Origin of the sequence: Brevundimonas sp. NPDC046655, from assembly GCF_044901625.1 — a bacterium.
Classification (GTDB): domain Bacteria; phylum Pseudomonadota; class Alphaproteobacteria; order Caulobacterales; family Caulobacteraceae; genus Brevundimonas.
On the sequence record NZ_JBJDPV010000002.1, the window covers coordinates 297799 to 318624 of the forward strand.

Annotated in this window: 19 protein-coding genes and 1 riboswitch; of the genes, 7 read left to right on the forward strand and 12 right to left on the reverse strand. The window is 67.2% G+C overall.

What is annotated here, in order from left to right; genetic code table 11:
- Positions 1-2: 2 nt before the first annotated feature.
- The 3 genes from gcvPA to gcvT all read right to left on the reverse strand — a co-directional run bounded on the left by gcvPA (position 3) and on the right by gcvT (position 2964).
- Complete coding sequence (gene gcvPA / locus ACI2KI_RS09205) at positions 3-1349, reverse strand: aminomethyl-transferring glycine dehydrogenase subunit GcvPA (RefSeq protein WP_404619448.1); 1347 nt, start codon at positions 1347-1349, stop codon at positions 3-5.
- Positions 1350-1470: 121 nt separating this feature from the next.
- Entirely contained in the window at positions 1471-1836 is a 366-nt protein-coding gene (gene gcvH / locus ACI2KI_RS09210) for a glycine cleavage system protein GcvH (protein ID WP_313105334.1), read from the reverse strand.
- Positions 1837-1848: 12 nt separating this feature from the next.
- Entirely contained in the window at positions 1849-2964 is a 1116-nt protein-coding gene (gcvT, locus tag ACI2KI_RS09215; RefSeq protein ID WP_404619450.1) for a glycine cleavage system aminomethyltransferase GcvT, read from the reverse strand.
- Positions 2965-3125: 161 nt separating this feature from the next.
- Positions 3126-3224, reverse strand: a riboswitch (glycine riboswitch).
- A gap of 111 nt (positions 3225-3335) precedes the next feature.
- On the opposite strand from gcvT, the gene ACI2KI_RS09220 reads away from it, so the two are divergent.
- Positions 3336-4304 carry a class 1 fructose-bisphosphatase gene (locus ACI2KI_RS09220; protein WP_404619452.1) on the forward strand — a complete coding sequence of 323 codons (969 nt, stop codon included), beginning with the start codon at positions 3336-3338 and terminating at the stop codon, positions 4302-4304.
- Between the two features lie 3 nt (positions 4305-4307).
- Complete coding sequence (gene pncA / locus ACI2KI_RS09225; RefSeq protein ID WP_404619454.1) at positions 4308-4940, forward strand: bifunctional nicotinamidase/pyrazinamidase; 633 nt, start codon at positions 4308-4310, stop codon at positions 4938-4940.
- 173 nt (positions 4941-5113) lie between these two features.
- Here pncA and ACI2KI_RS09230 read toward each other — a convergent pair whose 3' ends face one another.
- From ACI2KI_RS09230 to ACI2KI_RS09240, 3 genes are read right to left on the reverse strand one after another with little or no spacing between them, the layout of a single operon-like run.
- Positions 5114-6124 (reverse strand): adenosine deaminase, encoded by a 1011-nt coding sequence (locus tag ACI2KI_RS09230; RefSeq protein ID WP_404619456.1) that lies wholly within the window; start codon positions 6122-6124, stop codon positions 5114-5116.
- A 53-nt stretch (positions 6125-6177) separates the two neighbouring features.
- Positions 6178-7977 carry an arginine--tRNA ligase gene (argS, locus tag ACI2KI_RS09235; protein WP_404619458.1) on the reverse strand — a complete coding sequence of 600 codons (1800 nt, stop codon included), beginning with the start codon at positions 7975-7977 and terminating at the stop codon, positions 6178-6180.
- Between the two features lie 5 nt (positions 7978-7982).
- Positions 7983-8648, reverse strand: coding sequence for a Tat pathway signal sequence domain protein (locus ACI2KI_RS09240; RefSeq protein WP_404619460.1), 666 nt, complete (start codon positions 8646-8648; stop codon positions 7983-7985).
- 148 nt (positions 8649-8796) lie between these two features.
- Here ACI2KI_RS09240 and ispH point away from each other — a divergent pair, with 148 nt between their 5' ends.
- A complete protein-coding gene (ispH, locus tag ACI2KI_RS09245) occupies positions 8797-9768 on the forward strand; it encodes a 4-hydroxy-3-methylbut-2-enyl diphosphate reductase (RefSeq protein ID WP_404619462.1) in 972 nt (323 codons plus the stop codon).
- Between the two features lie 72 nt (positions 9769-9840).
- Here the strand turns inward: ispH and ACI2KI_RS09250 are convergent, their stop codons facing one another.
- Both ACI2KI_RS09250 and lspA read right to left on the reverse strand, forming a co-directional pair.
- Positions 9841-10407 carry a DUF3035 domain-containing protein gene (locus ACI2KI_RS09250; RefSeq protein WP_292083973.1) on the reverse strand — a complete coding sequence of 189 codons (567 nt, stop codon included), beginning with the start codon at positions 10405-10407 and terminating at the stop codon, positions 9841-9843.
- A gap of 68 nt (positions 10408-10475) precedes the next feature.
- Positions 10476-11003: a signal peptidase II gene (lspA, locus tag ACI2KI_RS09255; RefSeq protein WP_313472079.1), complete on the reverse strand. Its 528-nt coding sequence runs from the start codon at positions 11001-11003 to the stop codon at positions 10476-10478.
- Between the two features lie 119 nt (positions 11004-11122).
- Between lspA and ACI2KI_RS09260 the strand changes: the two genes are divergently transcribed.
- From ACI2KI_RS09260 to ACI2KI_RS09270, 3 genes are read left to right on the forward strand one after another with little or no spacing between them, the layout of a single operon-like run.
- On the forward strand, positions 11123-11992 hold the full coding sequence (locus ACI2KI_RS09260) for a TIGR01459 family HAD-type hydrolase (RefSeq protein WP_404619464.1): 870 nt from the start codon (positions 11123-11125) through the stop codon (positions 11990-11992).
- A gap of 38 nt (positions 11993-12030) precedes the next feature.
- Positions 12031-12492 carry a MaoC family dehydratase gene (locus ACI2KI_RS09265; protein WP_404619466.1) on the forward strand — a complete coding sequence of 154 codons (462 nt, stop codon included), beginning with the start codon at positions 12031-12033 and terminating at the stop codon, positions 12490-12492.
- A 9-nt stretch (positions 12493-12501) separates the two neighbouring features.
- Positions 12502-13437, forward strand: a complete 936-nt coding sequence (locus tag ACI2KI_RS09270) for a bifunctional riboflavin kinase/FAD synthetase (protein ID WP_404619468.1) — start codon at positions 12502-12504, stop codon at positions 13435-13437.
- Here ACI2KI_RS09270 and ACI2KI_RS09275 read toward each other — a convergent pair.
- From ACI2KI_RS09275 to ACI2KI_RS09290, 4 genes are all read right to left on the reverse strand, one after another.
- A complete protein-coding gene (locus tag ACI2KI_RS09275; protein ID WP_404619470.1) occupies positions 13434-14387 on the reverse strand; it encodes a hypothetical protein in 954 nt (317 codons plus the stop codon). The genes ACI2KI_RS09270 and ACI2KI_RS09275 overlap by 4 nt on opposite strands.
- Positions 14388-14550: 163 nt before the next feature.
- A complete protein-coding gene (locus ACI2KI_RS09280; RefSeq protein ID WP_404619472.1) occupies positions 14551-15723 on the reverse strand; it encodes a carboxynorspermidine decarboxylase in 1173 nt (390 codons plus the stop codon).
- Between the two features lie 18 nt (positions 15724-15741).
- The gene (locus tag ACI2KI_RS09285) at positions 15742-16947 is read right to left on the reverse strand and encodes a saccharopine dehydrogenase C-terminal domain-containing protein (RefSeq protein ID WP_404619474.1); all 1206 of its coding nucleotides are present in this window, start codon (positions 16945-16947) and stop codon (positions 15742-15744) included.
- 122 nt (positions 16948-17069) lie between these two features.
- A complete protein-coding gene (locus ACI2KI_RS09290) occupies positions 17070-17624 on the reverse strand; it encodes a DUF3828 domain-containing protein (RefSeq protein ID WP_404619476.1) in 555 nt (184 codons plus the stop codon).
- A 242-nt stretch (positions 17625-17866) separates the two neighbouring features.
- Between ACI2KI_RS09290 and ileS the strand changes: the two genes are divergently transcribed.
- A complete protein-coding gene (ileS, locus tag ACI2KI_RS09295; protein ID WP_404619478.1) occupies positions 17867-20794 on the forward strand; it encodes an isoleucine--tRNA ligase in 2928 nt (975 codons plus the stop codon).
- Positions 20795-20826: the final 32 nt, after the last annotated feature.

The window sequence follows — 20826 nt, forward strand, 5'->3', positions numbered from 1 at the left end:
CCTCAGGCCGCCAGGACCTTGGCGAGCGCGCTCGCCATGATCTTGATATCGGCGTCCAGCGTGGTCTCGGTGGCGGCGACCAGCAGGACGTCGTCGAGGCCTGCTTCCGGATTCAGACGGCTGTAGGGCACGCCGGCCAGGATATGGTGATCGGCCAGGGTCTGGACGACATCGGCGGCGTTCTTGGGCAGCTTGACCGCGAACTCGTTGAAGAAGCGCGGGGTCAGGATCTCGACGCCGGGAATGGCGGCCAGGGCGTCGCGGGTGGCGAGCGCCTTCTCGTGGTTGAGCAGGGCCATCTGGCGCAGGCCCGTCTCGCCCAGCAGGCTCATGTGGATGGTGAAGGCCAGGCAGCACAGGCCCGAGTTGGTGCAGATGTTCGACGTGGCCTTGTCGCGGCGGATGTGCTGCTCGCGCGTCGACAGGGTCAGGACGAAGCCGCGACGGCCGTCGGCGTCGACCGTCTCACCGCAATAGCGGCCGGGCGTCTGGCGCAGCAGCTTCTCGCGGGTGGCGAACAGGCCGATGTAGGGGCCGCCGAAGTTCAGGGCGTTGCCGATCGACTGGCCTTCGGCCGCGACGATGTCGGCGCCCATTTCGCCGGGCGACTTCAGCAGGCCCATCGACACGGCTTCGGTGACGACGACGATCAGCAGGGCGCCGGCGGCGTGAGCGGCCTCGGCGATCCGGGTCACGTCGGTGGCGGTGCCGAAGACGTTGGGGGTCTGGACGACGACGCAGGCCGTGTCCTTGTCGATGGCCGCGATGACGGCGTCTTCGGCGTCAACGGCGGCGGTCAGGGCTTCAGTCTCGACGCCGACGGCGTGGACCACGGTCTCGGTGGCCTTGACGTAGTGCGGGTGCACGCCGCCTGAGATGACGGCCTTGTTGCGGCGGGTCACGCGGGTGGCCATCAGCACGCCCTCGGCCATGGCGGTCGAACCGTCATAGAGGGAGGCGTTGGCGACTTCCATGCCGGTCAGGTTCGCGACCTGGGTCTGGAACTCGTAAAGATACTGCAGGGTGCCCTGGGCGATTTCCGGCTGATAGGGGGTGTAGCTGGTCAGGAACTCCGACCGCTGGATCACGTGATCGACCGTGGCCGGGACGTGGTGCTTGTAGGCGCCGGCGCCGCAGAAGAAGGGCACGGTCGAGGCCGTGGCGTTCTTGCCCGCCATGGCCGAGAGGGCGCGTTCGACCTCCAGTTCGCCCGCCACGCGGGGCAGGTCGACAAAGCCGTCACGGCGCGCGGCCTGCGGCACGTCGACAAACAGGTCGTCGATGGATTTGGCGCCGATGGCGGCCAGCATGGCCTCACGGTCGTCGGGCGTCAGGGGGAGGTAGCGCATTACAGGTCCTCGGCGGCATCCCGGAGTGTCGCTGTCGCGACGCTCCGGGAGCGCTTCAAGCGGCGGGAAATCCGGCGATCCCGGATCGGCGCGCCGCGCCGCCCGGGGACGACGTCGGGTCTTAGAGGGTGGTCAGGTAGGCGTCGTAGGCGGCCTGGTCCATCAGGGCTTCGACGGCCGAGGCGTCGGCGACCTTGATCTTGGCGAACCAGCCTTCGCCTTCGGGATCGGCATTGACGGTTTCCGGGGCCGAGGCCAGGGCGTCGTTGCCCTCGATGACCTCGCCGGCGACCGGGGCATAGACGTCCGAGGCGGCCTTGACCGATTCCACGACGGCGAAGCTGTCGCCGACCGAGACGGTCTTGCCGGCTTCCGGCGTCTCGACGAACACCACGTCGCCCAGGGCGTCAGCAGCGTGCTTGGAGATGCCGACCGTGGCGACGTCGCCCTCGAGGCGAACCCACTCGTGATCTTTGGTGAAGCGCATGTGTCTGATCTCTCAGGCTTTAGGTTTGCGATAGTAGCGGGTGGCCACGAAGGGGGTGGCGACGACTTCGGCGGCGGCAGGTTTGCCGCGCACGATGACTTTCAGGTCCGAGCCCAGTTCGGCGAAGGCCGGCGGGACGTAGCCCATGGCGATGTTGTGACCCAGGGTCGGCGACGGGCCGCCCGAGGTGATCTTGCCGATGACATTACCGTCCATGTCGGCGATCTCGGCGCCTTCGCGGGCCGGCGCGCCTTCCTTGACGTGCAGACCGATGCGGACGCGCGAGGGGCTATCGGCCAGTTGCTTCAGGATGGTCTCGGCGCCGTTGAAGTCGGCGGCTTCCTTGCGCGACTTCGACAGGGCGAAGGTCAGCGCGCCCTCGACCGGGCTGGTCGAGGCGTCGATGTCGTGGCCGTGCAGCGGCAGACCGGCTTCGAGGCGCAAGGAGTCGCGGGCCCCCAGACCGATCGGCTTCACCCGGGCGTCGGACAGCAGCAGGTTCCACACCCGTTCGGCGTCGGCGTTCGGCACCGAAATCTCATAGCCGTCCTCGCCGGTGTAGCCCGAGCGCGAGACATAGCAGTCGACGCCGAACAGCATCAGGCGCGCCGAATCCATGAAGCCCATGTCGGCCAGCACCGGTTCGTGCTTGGCCATGACCTCAGCGGCTTCCGGTCCCTGGATGGCCAGCAGGGCGCGGTCGTCCAGCACGGTCAGCTTGGCGTCGCCGGCCAGGTTGGCGTTCAGGAAGGCGAAGTCGGCGTCCTTGTTGCCCGCGTTGACTACGACATAGAGGCCGTCATGGTCCGGCTTTCCGGCCATCAGGTCGTCCATGATTCCGCCCTCGGCGTTCAGCAGCAGCGAGTACTTCTGCTTGCCGGCCTTGAGGATCTCGTAGTCGCCCGGGACGAAGCGCTGGAATTGCTGGATGGCGTCGGCGCCGGTGATCTTGGCCTGACCCATGTGCGAGACGTCGAACAGGCCGGCGTGTTCGCGGGTCCAGCGGTGCTCGGTCAGGACGCCTTCGTACTGGACCGGCATGTCATAGCCGCCGAACCCGACCATGCGGGCGCCGAGCGCGCGATGCGCCGCGTTGAGGGGGGTGGTCTTCAGGGCCTGGTCGCTCATCGAGCATCCTCCGGTCGCGGGTTGCGGCGATAGCTTCGCCGTCGTCGCGCCCCCGCTGTCCTGAAGCCTGAGAGATTCCGACCATCCCCGGAAACGGGGGCGGCCTTGCTCCGTCGGCGCGCCCATGAATCCCGGGAAGGGGGGCGACTTTCCAGCGTCCGTGCGCTTTCGCGGTCCTTTTGCCTGAGCGTTTCCGGGGCGGTTGCGCCTTCGGCCCCGACGGCCGCTGCGCGACCGCCGATCTCTCCCGCGAGAGCGTGCGACCTAAGGCCCCGACTCCGAGCCGAAGTCAAGCGGCGCCGGGCTTGCCGTGCACGATCCGAAGGGCCATGAGGGGCGCGACCTCCCTCGCCACAGGATTGAAGGCCGCCATGACCGCCCGCACCGACCTCGCCGCCCACCTGGCCTCTCTCGATCTGCCGCAGGGCCTGACCCAGACCCTGACGGTCGCCGCCGCCGCCTGCGTCGAAATCCGCAAGATCGTCTCGGGCGGGGCCCTGGTCGGGGCCCTGGGCGCGTCGGGCGCCGTCAACGTCCAGGACGAGGAGCAGAAGAAGCTCGACGTCATCTCCAACGACGTCCTGACCGACATGCTGCTGGCCTGCCCGGCTGTGGCGGGCGTGGCGTCGGAAGAAATGGACACGGTCCAGCCGGCGACCAACCCGGCGGGCGAATACCTGGTCCTGTTCGATCCGCTGGACGGTTCGTCCAACATCGACATCAACGCCCCGGTGGGCACCATCGTCTCGGTGCTGAAGTCGCCGACGGCGACGCCGACCCAGGCCGACTTCCTGCAGTCGGGCCGTCAGCAGGTCGCGGCCCTCTATTGCCTCTACGGCGGCCAGACCATGCTGGTGCTGACCACGGGTCAGGGGGTGGCGGGCTTCACCCTGTCGCACGACGGCCAGTGGCTGATGACGCACGAGAAGATCACCGTCCCGGCGGACACCAAGGAGTTCGCCATCAACATGTCGAACCAGCGCCACTGGGCCGAGAGCGTCCAGCGCTATGTCGACGGCTGCCTGCAGGGCGCGGACGGTCCGCGCGGCAAGAATTTCAACATGCGCTGGGTCGCCGCCATGGTGGCCGACGTGCACCGCATCCTGATGCGCGGCGGCGTTTTCCTCTATCCGTGGGACAAGCGCGAGCCGAACAAGCCGGGCAAACTGCGGCTCATGTACGAGGGCAACCCCATGGCCTTCCTGATCGAACAGGCGGGCGGCAAGGCGACGACGGACGGCCAGCAGGCCATCCTGGACGTGATCCCGACCGAACTGCACCAGCGCATCCCGGTGGCCCTCGGCTCGGCCAGCGAGGTCGATCAGATCGCGGCGGCCTGAGCCATGAGGATCACCGCATCAGACGCGCTTCTGGTCATCGACGCCCAGAACGACTTCTGCGAGGGCGGCGCCCTGGCGGTTCAGGGCGGGGCGGGGATCATGCCCCTGATCAACCGCCTGGCAGAACGCTTCGACACGGTGATCGCCACCCAGGACTGGCACACGCCGGACCAGATCAGCTTCGCTTCCAACCACGACGGAGCAACCCCCTTCACCGAGATCGAGGTCGCTTACGGCCCGCAGATGCTGTGGCCGGACCATTGTGTGCAGGGGACGCCGGGGGCGGACTTTCACCCCGACGTCGCCCCCGCCGTGGTCAAGGCCCTGGCTGTGGTCCGCAAGGGCTACAACCCGGCGGTCGACAGTTATTCCGGCTTCTTTGAGAACGACCACAGCACGGCGACAGGCCTGGGGGGCCTGCTGCGCGACCGGGGCGTGAGCCGCATCTTCCTGTGCGGTCTGGCCTATGACTACTGCGTCCGCTTCACCGCTGAGGACGCCGTGCGCGAAGGTTTCGGGGCTGTGGTTATCGAGGACACCTGCCGGGCGATTGCCGAAGAGACGGCGGCGGCGGCCAAGGCGAGCTTTGCGGCGCTGGGAGTGGTTGAGGTCGAGGCGGCTCAGCTTCTCGGCTGATCAACGCCCCTTCCGTCATCCTCCGGCCAGCCGCGCAGCGGCGCCGACCGGGGGACCCAGCGGCGCAGAAGGCGACCTTTCCGGCGAGCGCAGCGCGTGTATGTTTCGCGCTCGCGCGCGCCGCTGGGTCCCCCGGTCTCGCTCCGCTCGCCGGAGGATGACGAAAAATAGGATCAGTGCGCCGCCGCGTAGGCGTCCACTTCGGCGATGCGGGCGGCCTTGGCGGCGTCGCTCAGGAAGCTGCCCTCGAAGCTGTTCTTCGCCAGTTGCGTCACCTGCTCGCGGGTCAGGCCGACGGCCTCAGCCAGCTGGATGTAGTTGGCGTTCACATAGCCGCCGAAATAGGAGGGGTCGTCCGAGTTCAGGGTGACGTGCAGGCCGCGGCGCAGCATTTCGGGGACCGGATGGTCTTTCAGGTCCTTGACCACGCACAGCTTCAGGTTCGACAGCGGGCAGACCGTCAGCGTCATCTGCTCGGCGGCCAGACGCGCGATCAGGCCCTCGTCCTCCATCGAGCGGTTGCCGTGGTCCATGCGGTCGATGTGCAGCAGGTCCAGGGCCTCGTGCACATAGGCGGGCGGGCCTTCCTCGCCGGCGTGGGCGCATAGCTTCAGGCCCAGCTCGCGGGCGGCGGCGAAGACGCGCTGGAACTTCGACGGCGGATGGCCGACTTCGGACGAGTCCAGCCCGACGCCGATGAAGTGGTGCAGGTAGGGCTTGGCGGCCTCCAGCGTGGCGAAGGCTTCGTCCTCGCTGAGATGGCGCAGGAAGCTGAGGATCAGGCCGCTGGTGACGCCCAGCTCCGCCTTGGCCCGGTCCATGCCCGCGATCAGACCCTCGACCACCACGCCGAAGGGCACGCCCCGGTCGGTGTGGGTCTGGGGATCGAAGAAGATCTCGGCGTGGCGGACGTTGTCGGCCGCAGCGCGCTGGAAATAGGCGAAGGCCAGGTCCTCGAAGTCCTGACGCGTCAGCAGCACGGCGGCGCCCGCGTAATAGATGTCGAGGAAGTCCTGCAGGTTCGAGAAGTCATAGGCCGCGCGCACGGCCTCGACGCTGTCGTAGGGGATGGCGACGCCGTTGCGCTGCGCCAGTTCGAACATCAGTTCGGGCTCCAGCGAGCCCTCGATGTGCAGGTGCAGTTCGGCCTTGGGCAGGCCGGCGATGTAGGCGTCGAGGGACATGAAAGGGGAGGCTCCTTGTCGAAGCCTCCCCCTATAGCCGAGAACGGCGTCGATTACATGCGCTCGGGCGTCTCGATGCCCAGCAGGTCCAGCGCCGTTTCCAGCTGGTGCAGGCTGGCGGCGGCCAGGGCCAGGCGCGAGCTCTTGGTCGCGGCGTCCGGCGCGACCAGGATCGGGCAGGCGGCGTAGAATTTGGAGAAGCTCTGCGCCAGGCGATAGGCGTGCTCGGCGATCAGGTTGGGCGAACGCTTGTCATAGGCGTCGGCCGTGGCGGCGTCGAAGGCGTCCAGCGTCAGGGCCAGGTCGCGCTCGGCGGCTTCCTTGATGACGATAGGGGCCAGGGCCACGCCCTGTTCGGCCGCCTTGCGCAGCAGGGACTTCACCCGCACGGCCTGATACAGCAGATAGGGGCCGGTCTTGCCCTCGAAGCTCATGAAGCGGTCGAGGTCGAAGACGTAGCTGGTCGTGCGGTTGTTCGACAGGTCCGAGAATTTCAGCGCGGCGACCGCCACCTTGTGGGCGATGTCCTCGAACTCCTCGGCGGGCAGGTCGTCGCCCAGCTTGGCCTCATGCAGACGCTCGCGCGCCTTGTCCGTCGCCTGATCGATCAGGTCGCGCAGCTTCAGGACGCCGCCCGCGCGGGTCTTGAAGGGCTTGCCGTCGGCGCCGTTCATGGTGCCGAAGCCGAGGTGCTCCAGCGACTTCTCGGGGGCGTAACCGGCCAGATAGGCGGCGCGGAAGACCTGCTCGAAATGTTCGGCCTGACGCTCGTCGACGACATAGAGGATCAAGTCCGGGCCGATCGACTTCTTGCGGTCGAGGATCGTCGCCAGATCGGTCGTGCCGTACATGGCCGAGCCTTCCGAGCTGATGACCAGCAGCGGCGGGGGCGACGGGGCCTCGATCACCGAGCCGTCGGCCAGCTTCTTCTTGCGGGTCTCGCCGTCGCGGGCGACGTGGACCACCTGGGCGCCGTCGTCCTCGACCAGCAGGCCCTTGGCCTTCAGATCGGCGATCATCTCGCCCATCAGGGGATCGGCGTCGCTTTCGCCGTTCCACAGGTCGAAATCGACCGACAGGTCGTCATATTCGCGCTTCAACGCCTCGCGGCTGACGGCGACGAAGTGCGACCACAGGGCGCGATAGCCGGGGCGGCCGCCCTGCAGCTCCGCCGTCGCCTTGCGGGCGCGGTCGCGGAAGGCAGGGTCTTCCTTGGCCTTGCCCGCCGCCAGTGGATAGAGGCGGTCGAGGTCGGCCAGCGTCACCGGCGTCTCGGCCGGGAAGGGGCCGTCGCCCTCGGCCATGAAGGCGTCGGCCAGACCCTCGTCGCCGCAGGCGGTGATCAGCAGGCCCATCTGGAAGCCCCAGTCGCCGAAGTGGGCGTCGCCGACGACTTCGTCGCCGCGCAGGCGGAACAGCCGCTTCAGGCTCTCGCCGATGATGGCGCTGCGCAGGTGGCCGACGTGCATGGGCTTGGCCACGTTCGGGCCGCCGTAGTCGATGACCACCTTGCGCGGCTCGACGCGCGAGGCGCCGGCCAGTTCCTCGTCCGCCGCGACCTCGGCCGCGCGCTGGGCCAGGGCGGCCTCAGACAGTTTCAGGTTGATGAAGCCGGGACCTGCGACCTCGACCGAGGACAGGCGCGGATCGTTGCTCAGGCGTTCGGCCACCTTGACGGCCAGCTCGCGCGGATTGGCCTTCAGCGCCTTGGCGGCGGCCAAGGCGCCGTTCGACTGGAAGTCGGCCAGGTCGGGGCGGTCGGACGCGGTGACGCGGGCCAGGGCCTTGTCCACGCCTTCGGCGGCGAAGGCGGACCCGACCGCTTCGCTGAGAGAGGTCTTGAGATCAGTCATGGCTTTTAGGGATTCGGTTGGGTCTGGCCGGCGGTGACGCGGAAGCGGCTGCCCGAGCGGTTGAACTCGGCCATTTCAGGCGTGACGTCGAAGCCGATCAGGACTTCGAAGTTGTTGCCGCTGGTGGTGGCGTCGGCGCGGGGGATGACGATGGACTGGGCCTGCTGGACCGAGGCGGTCTGCTGGCCCGCGAAATCGACCGGCAGGTCGAAGTATTCCTTGGCCAGGACGGCGTTGTTCCGTTCGGTCACGGCGATCCAGTAGCGATAGGTGCGGCCGTCGCCGCTGGCCTGCGGGCCCTTGCCGAGGTTGAACAGGACGTTGAAGTCCAGGCGGATGGGGTCGGATTCGCGATAGACGCAGTCAGCCGAGACGCCTTCGATCTCGCCGGTGAAGCCGACGCCCGCCGCGGAGGGGCGGCTGAAGTCGGCCATCTCGACATAGCGCGCGGCGTCGTAGAGCACCTTGACGTAGGGGCAGGGGCCGGCGTTGGCGCGGCGGTTCAGCGGCGCGATGCGCACGCGACGTGCATTCTGCGAGGTTCCCTGGTCGGGCGATTGTTCGCGGCTTTGCTGGCCGCCCTGGCGGCCGCTGGACTGGGCCTCGGCGGATTGGGGAATCAGCACGGCCGCGATGGAGAGGGCGGCAAGGGCGGTCAGGACGCGACGCATCAGGAGCTTTCCGGCAGTCGAAGGGGGCGTGGAACGATCGGACGTCCGACCAGGCCACGCTCGGTGGTGATAGCGGCTAAAGCGAGGCGCGGCAAACGCGACCACGCAGCCAGTGGCGGCAAGACGCGTGAGCGACTAGGTTCCGCCCATGAACGCGCCCGTACCGCCCTCGAGTTTTGACCGCCGCCCCCTGAACGTGCGCCTCGCCACGCCGCGCGGCTTCTGCGCTGGGGTGGACCGGGCCATCCAGATCGTCGAGCGCGCCATCGAGAAGTTCGGGGCGCCCGTCTATGTGCGCCACGAGATCGTTCACAACCGTCACGTCGTCGAACGGCTGAAGGGCATGGGGGCGGTCTTCGTCAAGGAACTGGACGAATGCCCGGACGACCGCCCCGTGGTCTTCTCGGCCCACGGCGTGCCCAAGTCGGTGCCGGCGACGGCGCGGTCGCGCGAGATGCTCTTCCTCGACGCCACCTGCCCCCTGGTGTCCAAGGTCCACGTCGAGGCCGAGCGCCATCATGCGGCGGGACGGCATATCATCCTGATCGGCCACGCCGGCCACCCCGAGGTTGTCGGCACCATGGGCCAGCTGCCGCCCGGCGCCATCAGCCTGGTCGAGACGGTGGCGGACGCCGAGGCCTTCCAGCGACCCGGCGATCAGCCCTTGGCCTATGCGACCCAGACGACGCTGTCGGTGGACGACACCGCCGACATCCTGGCGGCGCTGAAGCAGCGATTCCCGGAACTGCCGGACCCGCACAAGGAAGACATCTGCTACGCAACCACCAACCGTCAGGAAGCGGTCAAGCGTCTGGGCGAGGGCTGCCAGCTGGTGCTGGTGGTCGGGTCCAAGAACTCGTCCAACTCGGCGCGCCTGGTCGATGTGGCCCTGAAGGCCGGGGCGGGCGACGCCCGTCTGGTCGATGACGCGGGCGATGTGGAATGGTCGTGGTTCGAGGGCGTGACCACGGTGGGGGTCACCGCCGGCGCCTCGGCCCCCGAGCCTCTGATCGAGGCCCTGATCGACGCCATCCGCGCCCGTTTCGACGCGACCGTGACCGAGGACGACGGCGCGCGAGAGACTGTTTCGTTCAAGCTGCCGCGCGTCTTGACCGCCTGAGGCCGCGCAAGAAAAAGGGCGCGCCCCACATTCACGAAGCGCGCCCGTTCGGGTCTGGCTGGACCTGAAGTCTTAGAGGCCGGGCAGCTTGAAGCCGCGGTCCTGACGCGGAGCGATCGTGATGCCCTGCTGCGTGCCCGTGAGGGCTTGAAGGCGGGCGTGTTCGGTGCTGGCGTCGATGGTGCGCGCACCATCGGCCGTCTGGGTAACGGTCGCGGTCTGGGTGGCCGGATCGTTCTTGCGCCAGAACATGACGCGGTTGGCCCAGCTTTCTTCCTTGTGCGCCAGATCGCCGAACTCGTCGTCGACGACATAGCGAGCCAGGGGATCGGCGCGGTCGGCGCCGGCCTGGTTGACCAGGATCTGTTCGCCGCCGGTACGCGTCACAGCCTGGCGTTGGCCGAGAAGAATCTGACGGGCGGCGCTTTCCGGCGCCAGCTCCTGCGGGCGCGGCTGGCCTGGCGACGGCGGGGTCAGGCCGTACTCGGGCGGTACGGAGAGCGGGGCGCTGGCGACCGTGACGAACTCGTCGGGCACGACCTTGGTCAGGCCGATGCTCTGCTTCATGCTCGAGCAGGCGGTCAGGCCGAGGGCGGTGGTGGCGAGAAGGGCCACGGTGAGGGCGCTACGGATACGCATAGGGTCAGCTCGGCTCCGGGAGGCGCGTCCAATGACGCTGGCTCGGGACGGTAACGAAGAGGGGGTGATTACGACTTTTCGTGGGCCGCGCCAACCGTGGAGCGGCGTTCCGACAGGAAGCTGTCGAGGATCAGCAGGACGACGCCCACGGTGATGCCCGCGTCGGCGATGTTGAAAATCCACGGAAACAGGCCGGTTCCCGAGAAGTCGAGGAAGTCGACCACGCCGCCAAAGCGGATGCGGTCGAAGACATTGCCCAGGGCGCCGCCCATCACCAGACCGATGGCGGCGATCATCAGCTTTCGGTCCGAACGCGTCGCCCAGACGGCCAGGGCGACGGCCACCAGAACCGAAAAGGCGCTCAGGATCCAGCGCCCGGCGCCGCCGCCGAACAGGCCGAAGCTGACGCCCGTGTTCAACACATAGGTCAGGTTGAAGATCGGCGGCATGACCTCGGCGATGCGATAGCCGTCGGGGATCTGCGAGATGTGGGCCGCGTCGATGGCGCCCAGGACCATGGCCTTGGTCAGCTGGTCCAGCACGATGACGACGAGGGCGGTGCCGTAGGCGGCGAGAGCGAGGCGAGAAATTTTCATGCTGAAAGCCGGTTAGCAGGAAGCAGGGCGAGGGCGAAGAGGGAAAGCGACGGGCGCCCGATGGGGACTGGAGCCGGCTGCGGCCTTTCCCCCGGCGGCGCGGCGGCTATAAGCGCTCCATGACCCTGCCTCACGCCCTGCCCCGCCTGTCCGCCGTCGCCGACGACTATGACATCCTGCTGTGCGACGTCTGGGGGGTGATCCATAACGGCCGCGAAAGCTGGCCCGTGGCCTGCGAGGCCCTGACGAAGTTCAATGAAAAGGGCGGCCATGTCGTCCTGATCTCCAACTCGCCGCGCCCCTCGTCGGACGTGGTGGCGCAACTGGATGCGCTGGGCGTGCCGCGCAGCGCCTGGAAGGCCTTCGTCACCTCGGGCGACGCCACTCGCGCCGAGCTGGCCCGCCGCGCCCCCGGGCCAGCCTGGATCATCGGCCCCGACCGCGACTTCGTTCTCTATGAGGGGCTGAACCTGACCAGCGCCCATGACGCCTCGGACGCCGCCTTCCTGTCGGTCACTGGCCTGTTCGACGACGCGACCGAAACGCCCGAGGATTATCGCCAGCGTCTGATTCCCGCCGTCGAGCGCGGTCTGGAACTGATCTGCGCCAACCCCGACCGCATCGTGCAGAAGGGCGACAGCATCATCTATTGCGGCGGCGCCATCGCCGATCTCTACGAGGAAATGGGCGGGCGCGTGGTCATGGCCGGCAAGCCTTTCGGCCCCATCTATGAACTGGCCCTGCGCGAGGCTCAGGCCCTGATGGGCCGCCCCGTCGATCGCTCGCGCGTCCTGTGCATCGGCGACGGCGTGATCACCGACGTCCTGGGCGCCGCCGAGCAGGCGCTGGACTGCCTCTTCATCGCCCAGGGCATCCACGGCGACGCCGCCAAGGGGCCGGACGGGGCGCTGGACCCGGCGCTCGCAGCCGAATTGCTCCGGGCCGAGACGACCTTCGCCCGCTACGCCGCGCTCGAACTGGCGTGGTGAGGCTCGCCATTTCGTCGCACCTGCCGTAAAGCCCGCACATGGTCGAATACGTCACACAGCATCCGTCGGGCGGTTACATCCTCGACGAACTCCACGTCGGCATGGCCGCGCAGAAGATCGTCCACGTCACCGAGGACCGGATTCGCCTGTTCGCCGAGGCGTCGGACGACTTCAATCCGGTGCATCTGGACGAGGAGTTCGCCTCCAAGACCGCCTATCGCGGCCGCATCGCCCATGGCCTGCTCAGCGCCGCCTTCGGCTCGGCGGTGGTCGGCACCATCCTGCCGGGCGCCGGGTCGATCTATATTTCGCAGACCCTGGCCTTCCACTTCCCGGTCCGCATCGGCGATTCGGTCCGCATCGTCATCACGGTGATCGAACTGGATCAGGAGGGCGCCCGCGCCCAACTGAAGTGCGAGGGCTTCGTCGGCGACAAGCTGATCATGGACGGGGTCGCCGTCGTGCGCGTGCCGCGTCGCCGCAAGCCCTCGGCCCGCTGAGTCTCCGAGGTGGTTGAGGTCATCCGCGGCTGGCGCGATCTGCCGGCCTCGCAGCGCGGGGCGGCGGTGGCCGTCGGCGCCTTCGACGGGGTGCATCGCGGCCACCAGGCGGTCATCGCCTCGGCCCGCGAGGCGGCACAGCGTCTGGGCGTTCCGCTCGGCGTTGTCAGCTTCGACCCCCACCCGCGCCGCCTTTTCCAGCCCGAGGCCGCGCCCTTTCGCCTGATGTCGCCGGACCAGATGGCCCGAGCGCTTGCGCCGCTGGGCGTCGATCGTCTGTACCTGATCCCCTTTGACGCCGAGATGGCGGGGATGAGCGACGAGGCGTTCGCCCGTCGCGTCCTGTCGGAAGGTCTGGGCATCGTCCACGCCGCCGTCGGCTTCGACTTCACCTTCGGCAAGGGCCGCTCCGGCTCGCCCACCCTGCTGCGCACCTATGGCGAGAGCCTGGGCTTCGCCGTCTCCGTCACCGACCGCATCGACGACGCCTCGGGCCTGAAGCTGTCGTCCAGCGCCGTGCGCGAGGCCTTGAAGGCCGGCGACATGGACCGCGCCGCCGCCATCCTGGGGCGTCCCTTCGCCATCCAGGGCGAGGTGATCCACGGTGACAAGCGTGGCCGCACCATCGGCGTGCCGACCGCCAACGTGGCCATGGGCGACTATATGCGGCCCGCCTACGGCGTTTACGCCACCCGCACACGCCTGCCGGACGGACGGGTCATCAAGGGCGTCGCCAACCTTGGCGTCCGCCCCATGTTCGAGATCGCACAGCCCCTCCTGGAAGTCTGGCTGCTGGATTTCGATGAAAGCCTCTACGGCCAGACGCTTGAGACCGAGCTGGTCGCCTTCCTGCGCGGCGAGATGAAGTTCGACGGGCTGGATGCGCTGAAGGTGCAGATCGAGGCGGATGCGGCGGCGGCGCGGGCTGTGCTCGGGTCTTCCTAGTTCCCGGACATAGGCTGATCAGCCTCTGCCTTGGCGGCCAAGGCTGCTGCGGCTAGGGCTGACCGCTGGTTGCCGATCTGGATACGCGTCAAGTCAGATTGATAGAGCGCTGAGAGGTAGGCCTTGTCCCAACTTGTCAGACCGGCGGGCGTGGCTACGGTTTCATCGAACAGATTTAGAATGGTGCTGAATTCCCGAGTTTGCCCTGCGGGGTCGATCTGGGCGAAGGCGACCATCGACAAGTAGTCGCTCAGTTGGTCGAGCGAGAGGGACCCCACCTCGTCGGTATCGACGATGATGATGACCTGGGACAGAAAATCGGAAATGGCTGAGCGAATACGAGATGCGCTGGTCGTCCTTACTGATGGCGCGTAGGCGTGAACATCGCTCCCATTGGCCATCATGCCCTTCGCGTCATAAAAACCTGGCAACCGCACGGCTAGCTCGCCTGTTTCGGCATTGCCAGGGTAGCTGAGATGCCACCAGCGCACTGGGCGTTCGTCCCTTATGAAGGCGTTAAGCTTGGCGCGTCCCTGATCCGTGCCGCTGCCGCCGGTGTGAAAAGACCTGAAGGACTGACCCACGAGCGAAGCCGCTAGGCCAGAAGGGTCATCCGTAACCGAAATAATGATATTGGGGTTGCATCCTGGGTCGCCAGGCGTGAGGCCCAGGTCAATCGCGACTGCCGATATTCGATCGATAATGTGTTGCGCGGCCTCTGGCTGCAGGTTGGCGACGCTGACGCAAACCTCGCTCCGCCAACGCGCCAGGCCGCGACTACCGGCGGGATTGGCGACCGCCCCAACATACCGAGCGGCCGCTTCCTCGAATCTCCGACCGTTCACGATGATGTCCTCGACCTCAACCGGTTCGCCCAGTGAAGTCGAGGGCGTGGAATCCTGAGGCGCGACGCTGATAAGCGCGGCGGCGAAAAGGGCAGCAACGGACATGATGTCTCTTCAACGAAGGTTCAATTAGAACATGTCGCTCAAGTTGAAGTCACCGCGCATTCAAGTCAATCATGCGGGAACCCTGTTATATCAGGCAGGGAAGGTGAGCCGGTATTGTCCGTCCTTGCTGGGCAGAGGCAGGTTTGGTGACGTCGTAAAAGACCTAAGACAGCCGGTCGCGGAACTCCGACCAGTCGAACTCGCGCACCATCCGCAGCTCGTCCGTGGCGCTGTTCCACAGGGCGATGGAGGGCAGGGGGACGCCGTTGAAGGTGTTGGTCTTCACCATCGAATAGTGGGCCTGATCCAGGAAGGCGAGGCGCGTTCCGGGCACAGGGCGCTCGGCGAAGGCGTAGTCGCCGATGATGTCGCCGGCCAGGCAGGACGGGCCGCCGAGGCGCACCGTGACGCCGTCCTCGGGCTCATGCAGCATGGCGGGGCGATAGGGGGCCTCGATCACGTCCGGCATATGACAGGTAGCCGAGATGTCGGTGATGGCGATGGGCATGCCGTTGTCGAAGACGTCGAGGATTTCCCCGATCAGGATGCCGGCGTCCAGGGCCACGGCCTCGCCCGGCTCCAGATAGGCGGTGACGCCGTAGCGCGCCTGAATGTCGTTGAGGAAGGCGACCAGGTCTTCGATCTGATAGTCGGCGCGGGTGACGTGGTGGCCGCCGCCCAGGTTGATCCACTTCACGTCGCCCAGCAGCGGGGCCAGCTTGGGCTCGACCGCCGCCCAGATGCGCGACAGGGGCAGAAAGTCCTGTTCGCACAGGGCGTGGATGTGGATGCCGTCGATGCCGACCATCTTTTCCGGCGTCAGCTGCGACACCGGATAGCCCAGACGCGAGCAGGGCTGGGCGGGGTCATACTTGGCGACCTGTCCTTCCGAATGTTCGGGGTTTAGCCGCAGGCCGATCTCGAAGGTCTCGCCGGCCGCGCGGGCCTTGGCGATCAAGTCGGCGAAGCGCGTCACCTGATCCGGCGAGTTGAAGATGACGTGGTCGGACAGGCGCAGGATCTCGGGCAGATCCTCGGCCTTGTAGGCGGGCGAATAGGTGGTCAGTTCGCCCTTGTAGAACTCGCGCGCCAGCCGCGCCTCCCACAGACCGGAGGCGCAGACGCCGTCGAGGTACTCCCCGACGACGTCCGCCAATGACCACATGGAAAAGGCCTTCAGCGCCAGCAGGACCCGGGCGTTGCCCCGGTCGCGCACGTCCTTCAGCACGGCCAGATTGCGCCGCACCGCGGCCTCGTCCACCACGAAGGCGGGCGAGGCGACGCGGTTCAGATCGAAGTGCGCGAAGGCGCCCGGATCACCGGCCTGGGTCTCCATGTGTCCTGATCCCCAGTCTTAGAAGGCCAGCGGAGCGTCCAGCTCCTCGACCGTCCAGGGCAGGCCATGCTTGTTCAGCATGTCCATGAAGGGATCGGGGTCCAGCTGCTCCATGTTGAAGACGCCGTCGCCCTTCCATGCGCCCGTCAGCATCATGGCCGCGCCGATCATGGCCGGAACGCCCGTGGTGTAGCTGACGGCCTGGTTGCCGGTTTCGGCATAGGCGGCTTCGTGGTCGCAGATGTTCTTGACGTAGAAGGTCTTCTGAACGCCGTCCTTCTCGCCGGTGGCGATGGTGCCGATGTTCGTCTTGCCCTTGGTGATCGGACCCAGCGACGAAGGTTCCGGCAGCAGGGCCTTGAGGAACTCGATCGGGATGATCTCGCGGCCCTGGAACATCATCGGCTCGATCGAGGTCATGCCGATGTTTTCCAGCACTTCCAGGTGCTTCAGGTAGCTGTCGCCGAAGGTCATCCAGAAGCGGATGCGTTTGATTTCAGGGTAGTACTTGGCCAGCGACTCCAGTTCCTCATGGTACATGAGGTACATGTTCTTCTGACCCACGCCCTCGAAGTCGAAGGCCTGCTTGTGGCTCAGGGCCGGGCCTTCGACCCACTGGCCGTTTTCCCAGTGACGCGAGTTGGCGGTCACTTCGCGCAGGTTGATTTCCGGGTTGAAGTTGGTGGCGAAGGGCAGACCCGTGTCGCCGCCGTTGCAGTCCAGGATGTCGAGCGTGTCGATCCGGTCCAGCAGGTGCTTCTTGGTGTAGGTGGCGAAGACCGAGGTCACGCCGGGGTCGAAGCCCGAGCCGAGCAGCGCCATCAGGCCGGCTTCCTTGAAGCGCTCCTGATAGGCCCACTGCCACTTGTATTCGAACTTGGCTTCGTCGCGCGGCTCGTAGTTGGCCGTGTCGAGATAGTTGACGCCGGCGGCCAGGCAGGCGTCCATGATGGCCAGGTCCTGATAGGGCAGGGCCAGGTTGACCACCAGGGCCGGCTTGACCGACTGGATCAGGGCCGTGGTCGCCGCGACGTCGTCGGCGTCGATGGCCGCCGTGTCGATGGTCACGCCAAAGCGCGCCTTGACCGATTCGGCGATGGCGTCGCACTTCGACTTCGTCCGGCTCGCCAGGGTGATATGCGAGAAGATGTCCGAGTTCATCGCCATCTTGTGGACGGCGACCGAGCTGACGCCGCCTGCGCCGATAACCAGCACCTTGCTCATGTGTGGCTTCTCCTGAGAAGTCTGAAAGGCCTTGGCGACACCGCCGCCGCTATAAAGGGCGGGGCTCTTAACACGATGATGACAGGATCGCTAACGGTCGCGTGTCGCAGGAGTTGCCGGGCTCAGCCCTCGGCCTTCTCGGCGATGGCCATCAAGGCGTCGTGGAGGGACTTGCCCTTGGCGTCGATGATGTCGGCGATACGCCACATGGGGCCTTCCCTGACCAGTTTCAGCGTCTGTTGCTGCGTCTGGCCGTGGTTGGTGAAGTTCACCTCCGCCGTGGCCGCCTTGTCGCCGTCGGGCGTCATCTTCAGCGCGGTCAGGGCGAAGCCGTCGGCGTCCTGACAGGCGCAGACGGGGTCATAGTTCAGATAGGGAACCTCGTCGCGGGACTGGGCGTCGCGGAAATCGACGCCGATCAGGGCGTTGAGGGTGCGCGAGTAAAGCGGGTCGCGACCGGGCCTGACGGCCGCCGCCGCCGGGTCCGGCGAGGCGGTGGGCGGGGCGATGTAGAGGGCGCGGGCGAAGGCCTCGGCGTCCTTCTCACCGGCGGCGTAGATGGCCGCCCGTCCGGTCAGCGGGACCTCGGCCGGGGCAGGGGCTTTTTCTTCGGCGGGCGAACAGGCGGCCGCCGTCAGGGCCAGAATCGCCGCCGTCATCATCGCCTGAACGCGCATCCGCTCGCCTCCTGTCTGTTCGCATCGACTATGGCGCAGGCGCCGCCCGGTCTGCTAGACGGTTTCAACCATGACCGTTCGCGTGATCCGTCCGATTTCGATTAGCCGCCCGGCGTAGCGCCAGGGCTGGTCAGCCCCGCGCACGTCGGGATCGAATATCGCCGATGCCGTTCAACGGCCTTCACGCTAGACTGCGTCCGCGCCGCCTCCTCGGCGCCCGCGCAAAAGACAAAGATTACCCCATGGCCGACGCCACCAACGACACCGCTTCCGACGCATCGGGCCGCGACTATCGCGACACCGTCTTCCTGCCCGAGACGCCCTTCCCCATGCGGGGCGGCCTGCCGAAGAAGGAGCCGGAAATCCTGGCCCAGTGGGGCGACCTCTATGGTCATCTGCGCAGCGTCCGTCAGGCCCAGAAGGCGCCGCTCTACGTCCTGCACGACGGCCCCCCCTACGCCAACGGCGACATCCACATCGGCCACGCCCTGAACAAGACGCTGAAGGACTTCGTGGTCCGTTCGCGCTTCCTGCTGGGCTATGACGTCGACTACGTTCCCGGCTGGGACTGCCACGGCCTTCCGATCGAGTGGAAGATCGAAGAGCAGTTCCGCGCCAAGGGCCGCCGCAAGGACGAGGTCTCGAAGGAAGAGTTCCGCACCGCCTGCCGCGAATACGCCGGCAAGTACATCGACCTGCAGCGCGACCAGTTCCTGCGCCTGGGCATCACCGGCGACTTCGCCAACCGCTACGCCACCATGGACTTCACGTCCGAGGCGGCCATCGTCGCCGAATTCCACAAGTTCAAAAACTCGGGCCAGCTGTATCGTGGTTCCAAGCCGGTGATGTGGTCGCCGGTCGAGCGCACGGCCCTGGCCGACGCCGAAGTCGAGTATCACGATCACGTTTCGCCCACGATCTGGGTCAAGTTCCCGGTGGTCGGCGCGACCGACAGCCACCCCGACGACCTGCTGTCCTTCCGCGCGGCCACGCCCTCGGTGGTGATCTGGACGACCACGCCCTGGACCATCCCGGCCAACCGCGCCATCAGCTACGGCCCCGAGATCGCCTATGGCCTCTATGAGGTCACGGCGTTTGAGGAAGGCCTGGACTACGAGCCCTGGGCCAAGCCGGGCGACCGTTTCATCATCGCCGACAAGCTGGCTGAAGACGTGTTCAAGGCGGCCAAGATCAGCGGCTTCACCCGCGTCGACGCCATCAATCCCTCGGGTCTGGAATGCGCCCACCCGCTGGCGGCGCTGGACAGCGGCTACGGTTTCTCCGTGCCCCTGCTGGCCGGCGACCATGTGACCGACGACGCCGGCACCGGCTTTGTCCACACCGCGCCGGGCCACGGCGCGGACGACTACAATGTCTGGCTGGCCCACGGCCACCGTGAGGTGCCGGAAACGGTCGATCCCGACGGCGCCTATTATGAGCACGTGCCCCTGTTCGCCGGCCTCAAGGTGCTGGAGACCGAGGGCAAGAAGACCGGCAAGTTCGGTCCCGCCAACGGCGCGGTGATGGAAAAGCTGATCGAGGCGGGCAACCTGCTGGCGCGCGGCCGGATGGAGCACTCCTATCCGCACTCGTGGCGTTCCAAGGCCCCGATCATCTTCCGCAACACGCCCCAGTGGTTCATCCGCATGGATGAGACCCTGGAGGACGACAACACCCTACGCGACCGCGCCCTGAACGCCATCGACGCCACCGCCTTCCACCCGGCGGCGGGCAAGAACCGCATCCGTTCGATGGTCGAGGGCCGCCCCGACTGGCTGATCAGCCGCCAGCGCGCCTGGGGCACGCCGCTCGCCATGTTCGTGGACAAGCAGACCGGCCAGCCCCTGCACGACCCCGAGGTCGACGCCCGCATCGTCAAGGCCGTGGCCAAGGGCGGCGCCGACGTCTGGTTCTCGGCCCCAGACGCCGACTTCCTGGGCGCGCACGATCCCGAGCGGTTCGAGAAGGTGACGGACATTCTCGACGTCTGGTTCGACTCCGGCTCGACCCACGCCTTTACGCTGGACCCTCGCACGGCCGCGCACGGCTATGCCGGGGACCGCCCGTCGCACTGGCCCGCCGACCTCTATCTGGAAGGCTCGGACCAGCACCGCGGCTGGTTCCAGTCGTCCCTGCTGGAAGGCTGCGGCACGCGCGGTCGCGCCCCGTTCAAGGCCGTTCTGACCCACGGCTTCACCCTGGACGAAAACGGGGAGAAGATGTCGAAGTCGCGGGGCAACACGACCGACCCCCTGACCATCATCAAGGAGTCGGGCGCCGACATCCTGCGTCTGTGGGTGGCCCTGGTCGACTATTCGGACGACCAGCGCATCGGCAAGCAGATCCTGCAGACCACGGTCGACGCCTATCGCAAGCTGCGCAACACCGTCCGCTATCTGCTGGGCGCGCTGAACGGCTTCGACGAGGCCGAACGCCTGCCTTACGACGAGATGCCGCCGCTGGAGCAGTTCATCCTGCATCAGTTGTGGGGATTGGATGCGACGGTTCGCAAAGCCTATGAGGAATATCGCTTCCAGGACGTGATCCGTCCGGTGCTGGAGTTCTGCTCGGGCGATCTTTCCGCCCTTTACTTTGATATCCGCAAGGACAGCCTCTACTGCGACCGTCCAGACAGCGTCCGCCGTCGCGCCGTCCGCACGGTGATGGACGAGGTCTTCAGCCGCCTGACCGCCTGGCTGGCGCCGCTGACGCCCTTCACCATGGACGAGGCCTGGACCACGCGCTTCCCGGAAGCCGGCACCAACTGCGCGCGCGTCATCCCGGAAACGCCCGACCAGTGGCGCAATCCGGCCGAGGCCGAGCGTTGGGCCGGGGTCAACACGGTGCTGGAAGTGGTCAACGAAGCGCTGGAAGCGGCGCGTCGCGACAAGCTGATCGGCGGCGCCCTGGACGCCTGGCCGGTGGTCACGGCCCCGGCTGAGCTGCTGGCCCCGTTCGAAGGCCTGGACGCCGCCGAGGTCTTCCGCACCTCGGGCGCTGAACTGACGGTCGGCGGCGACGCCGTCGCCGTCGAGGTCAGGCTGGCCGACTATCCCAAGTGCGCCCGCTCCTGGCGTCGGGTGCCGGACGTCGGCTCCGACGCCGACTTCCCCGACCTGTCGGCCCGCGACGCCGACGCCGTCCGCTGGCTGGACGCTCAGAAGGCTTAAAGGAAAAGGCCCCTTCGCTCCGGCGGAGGGGC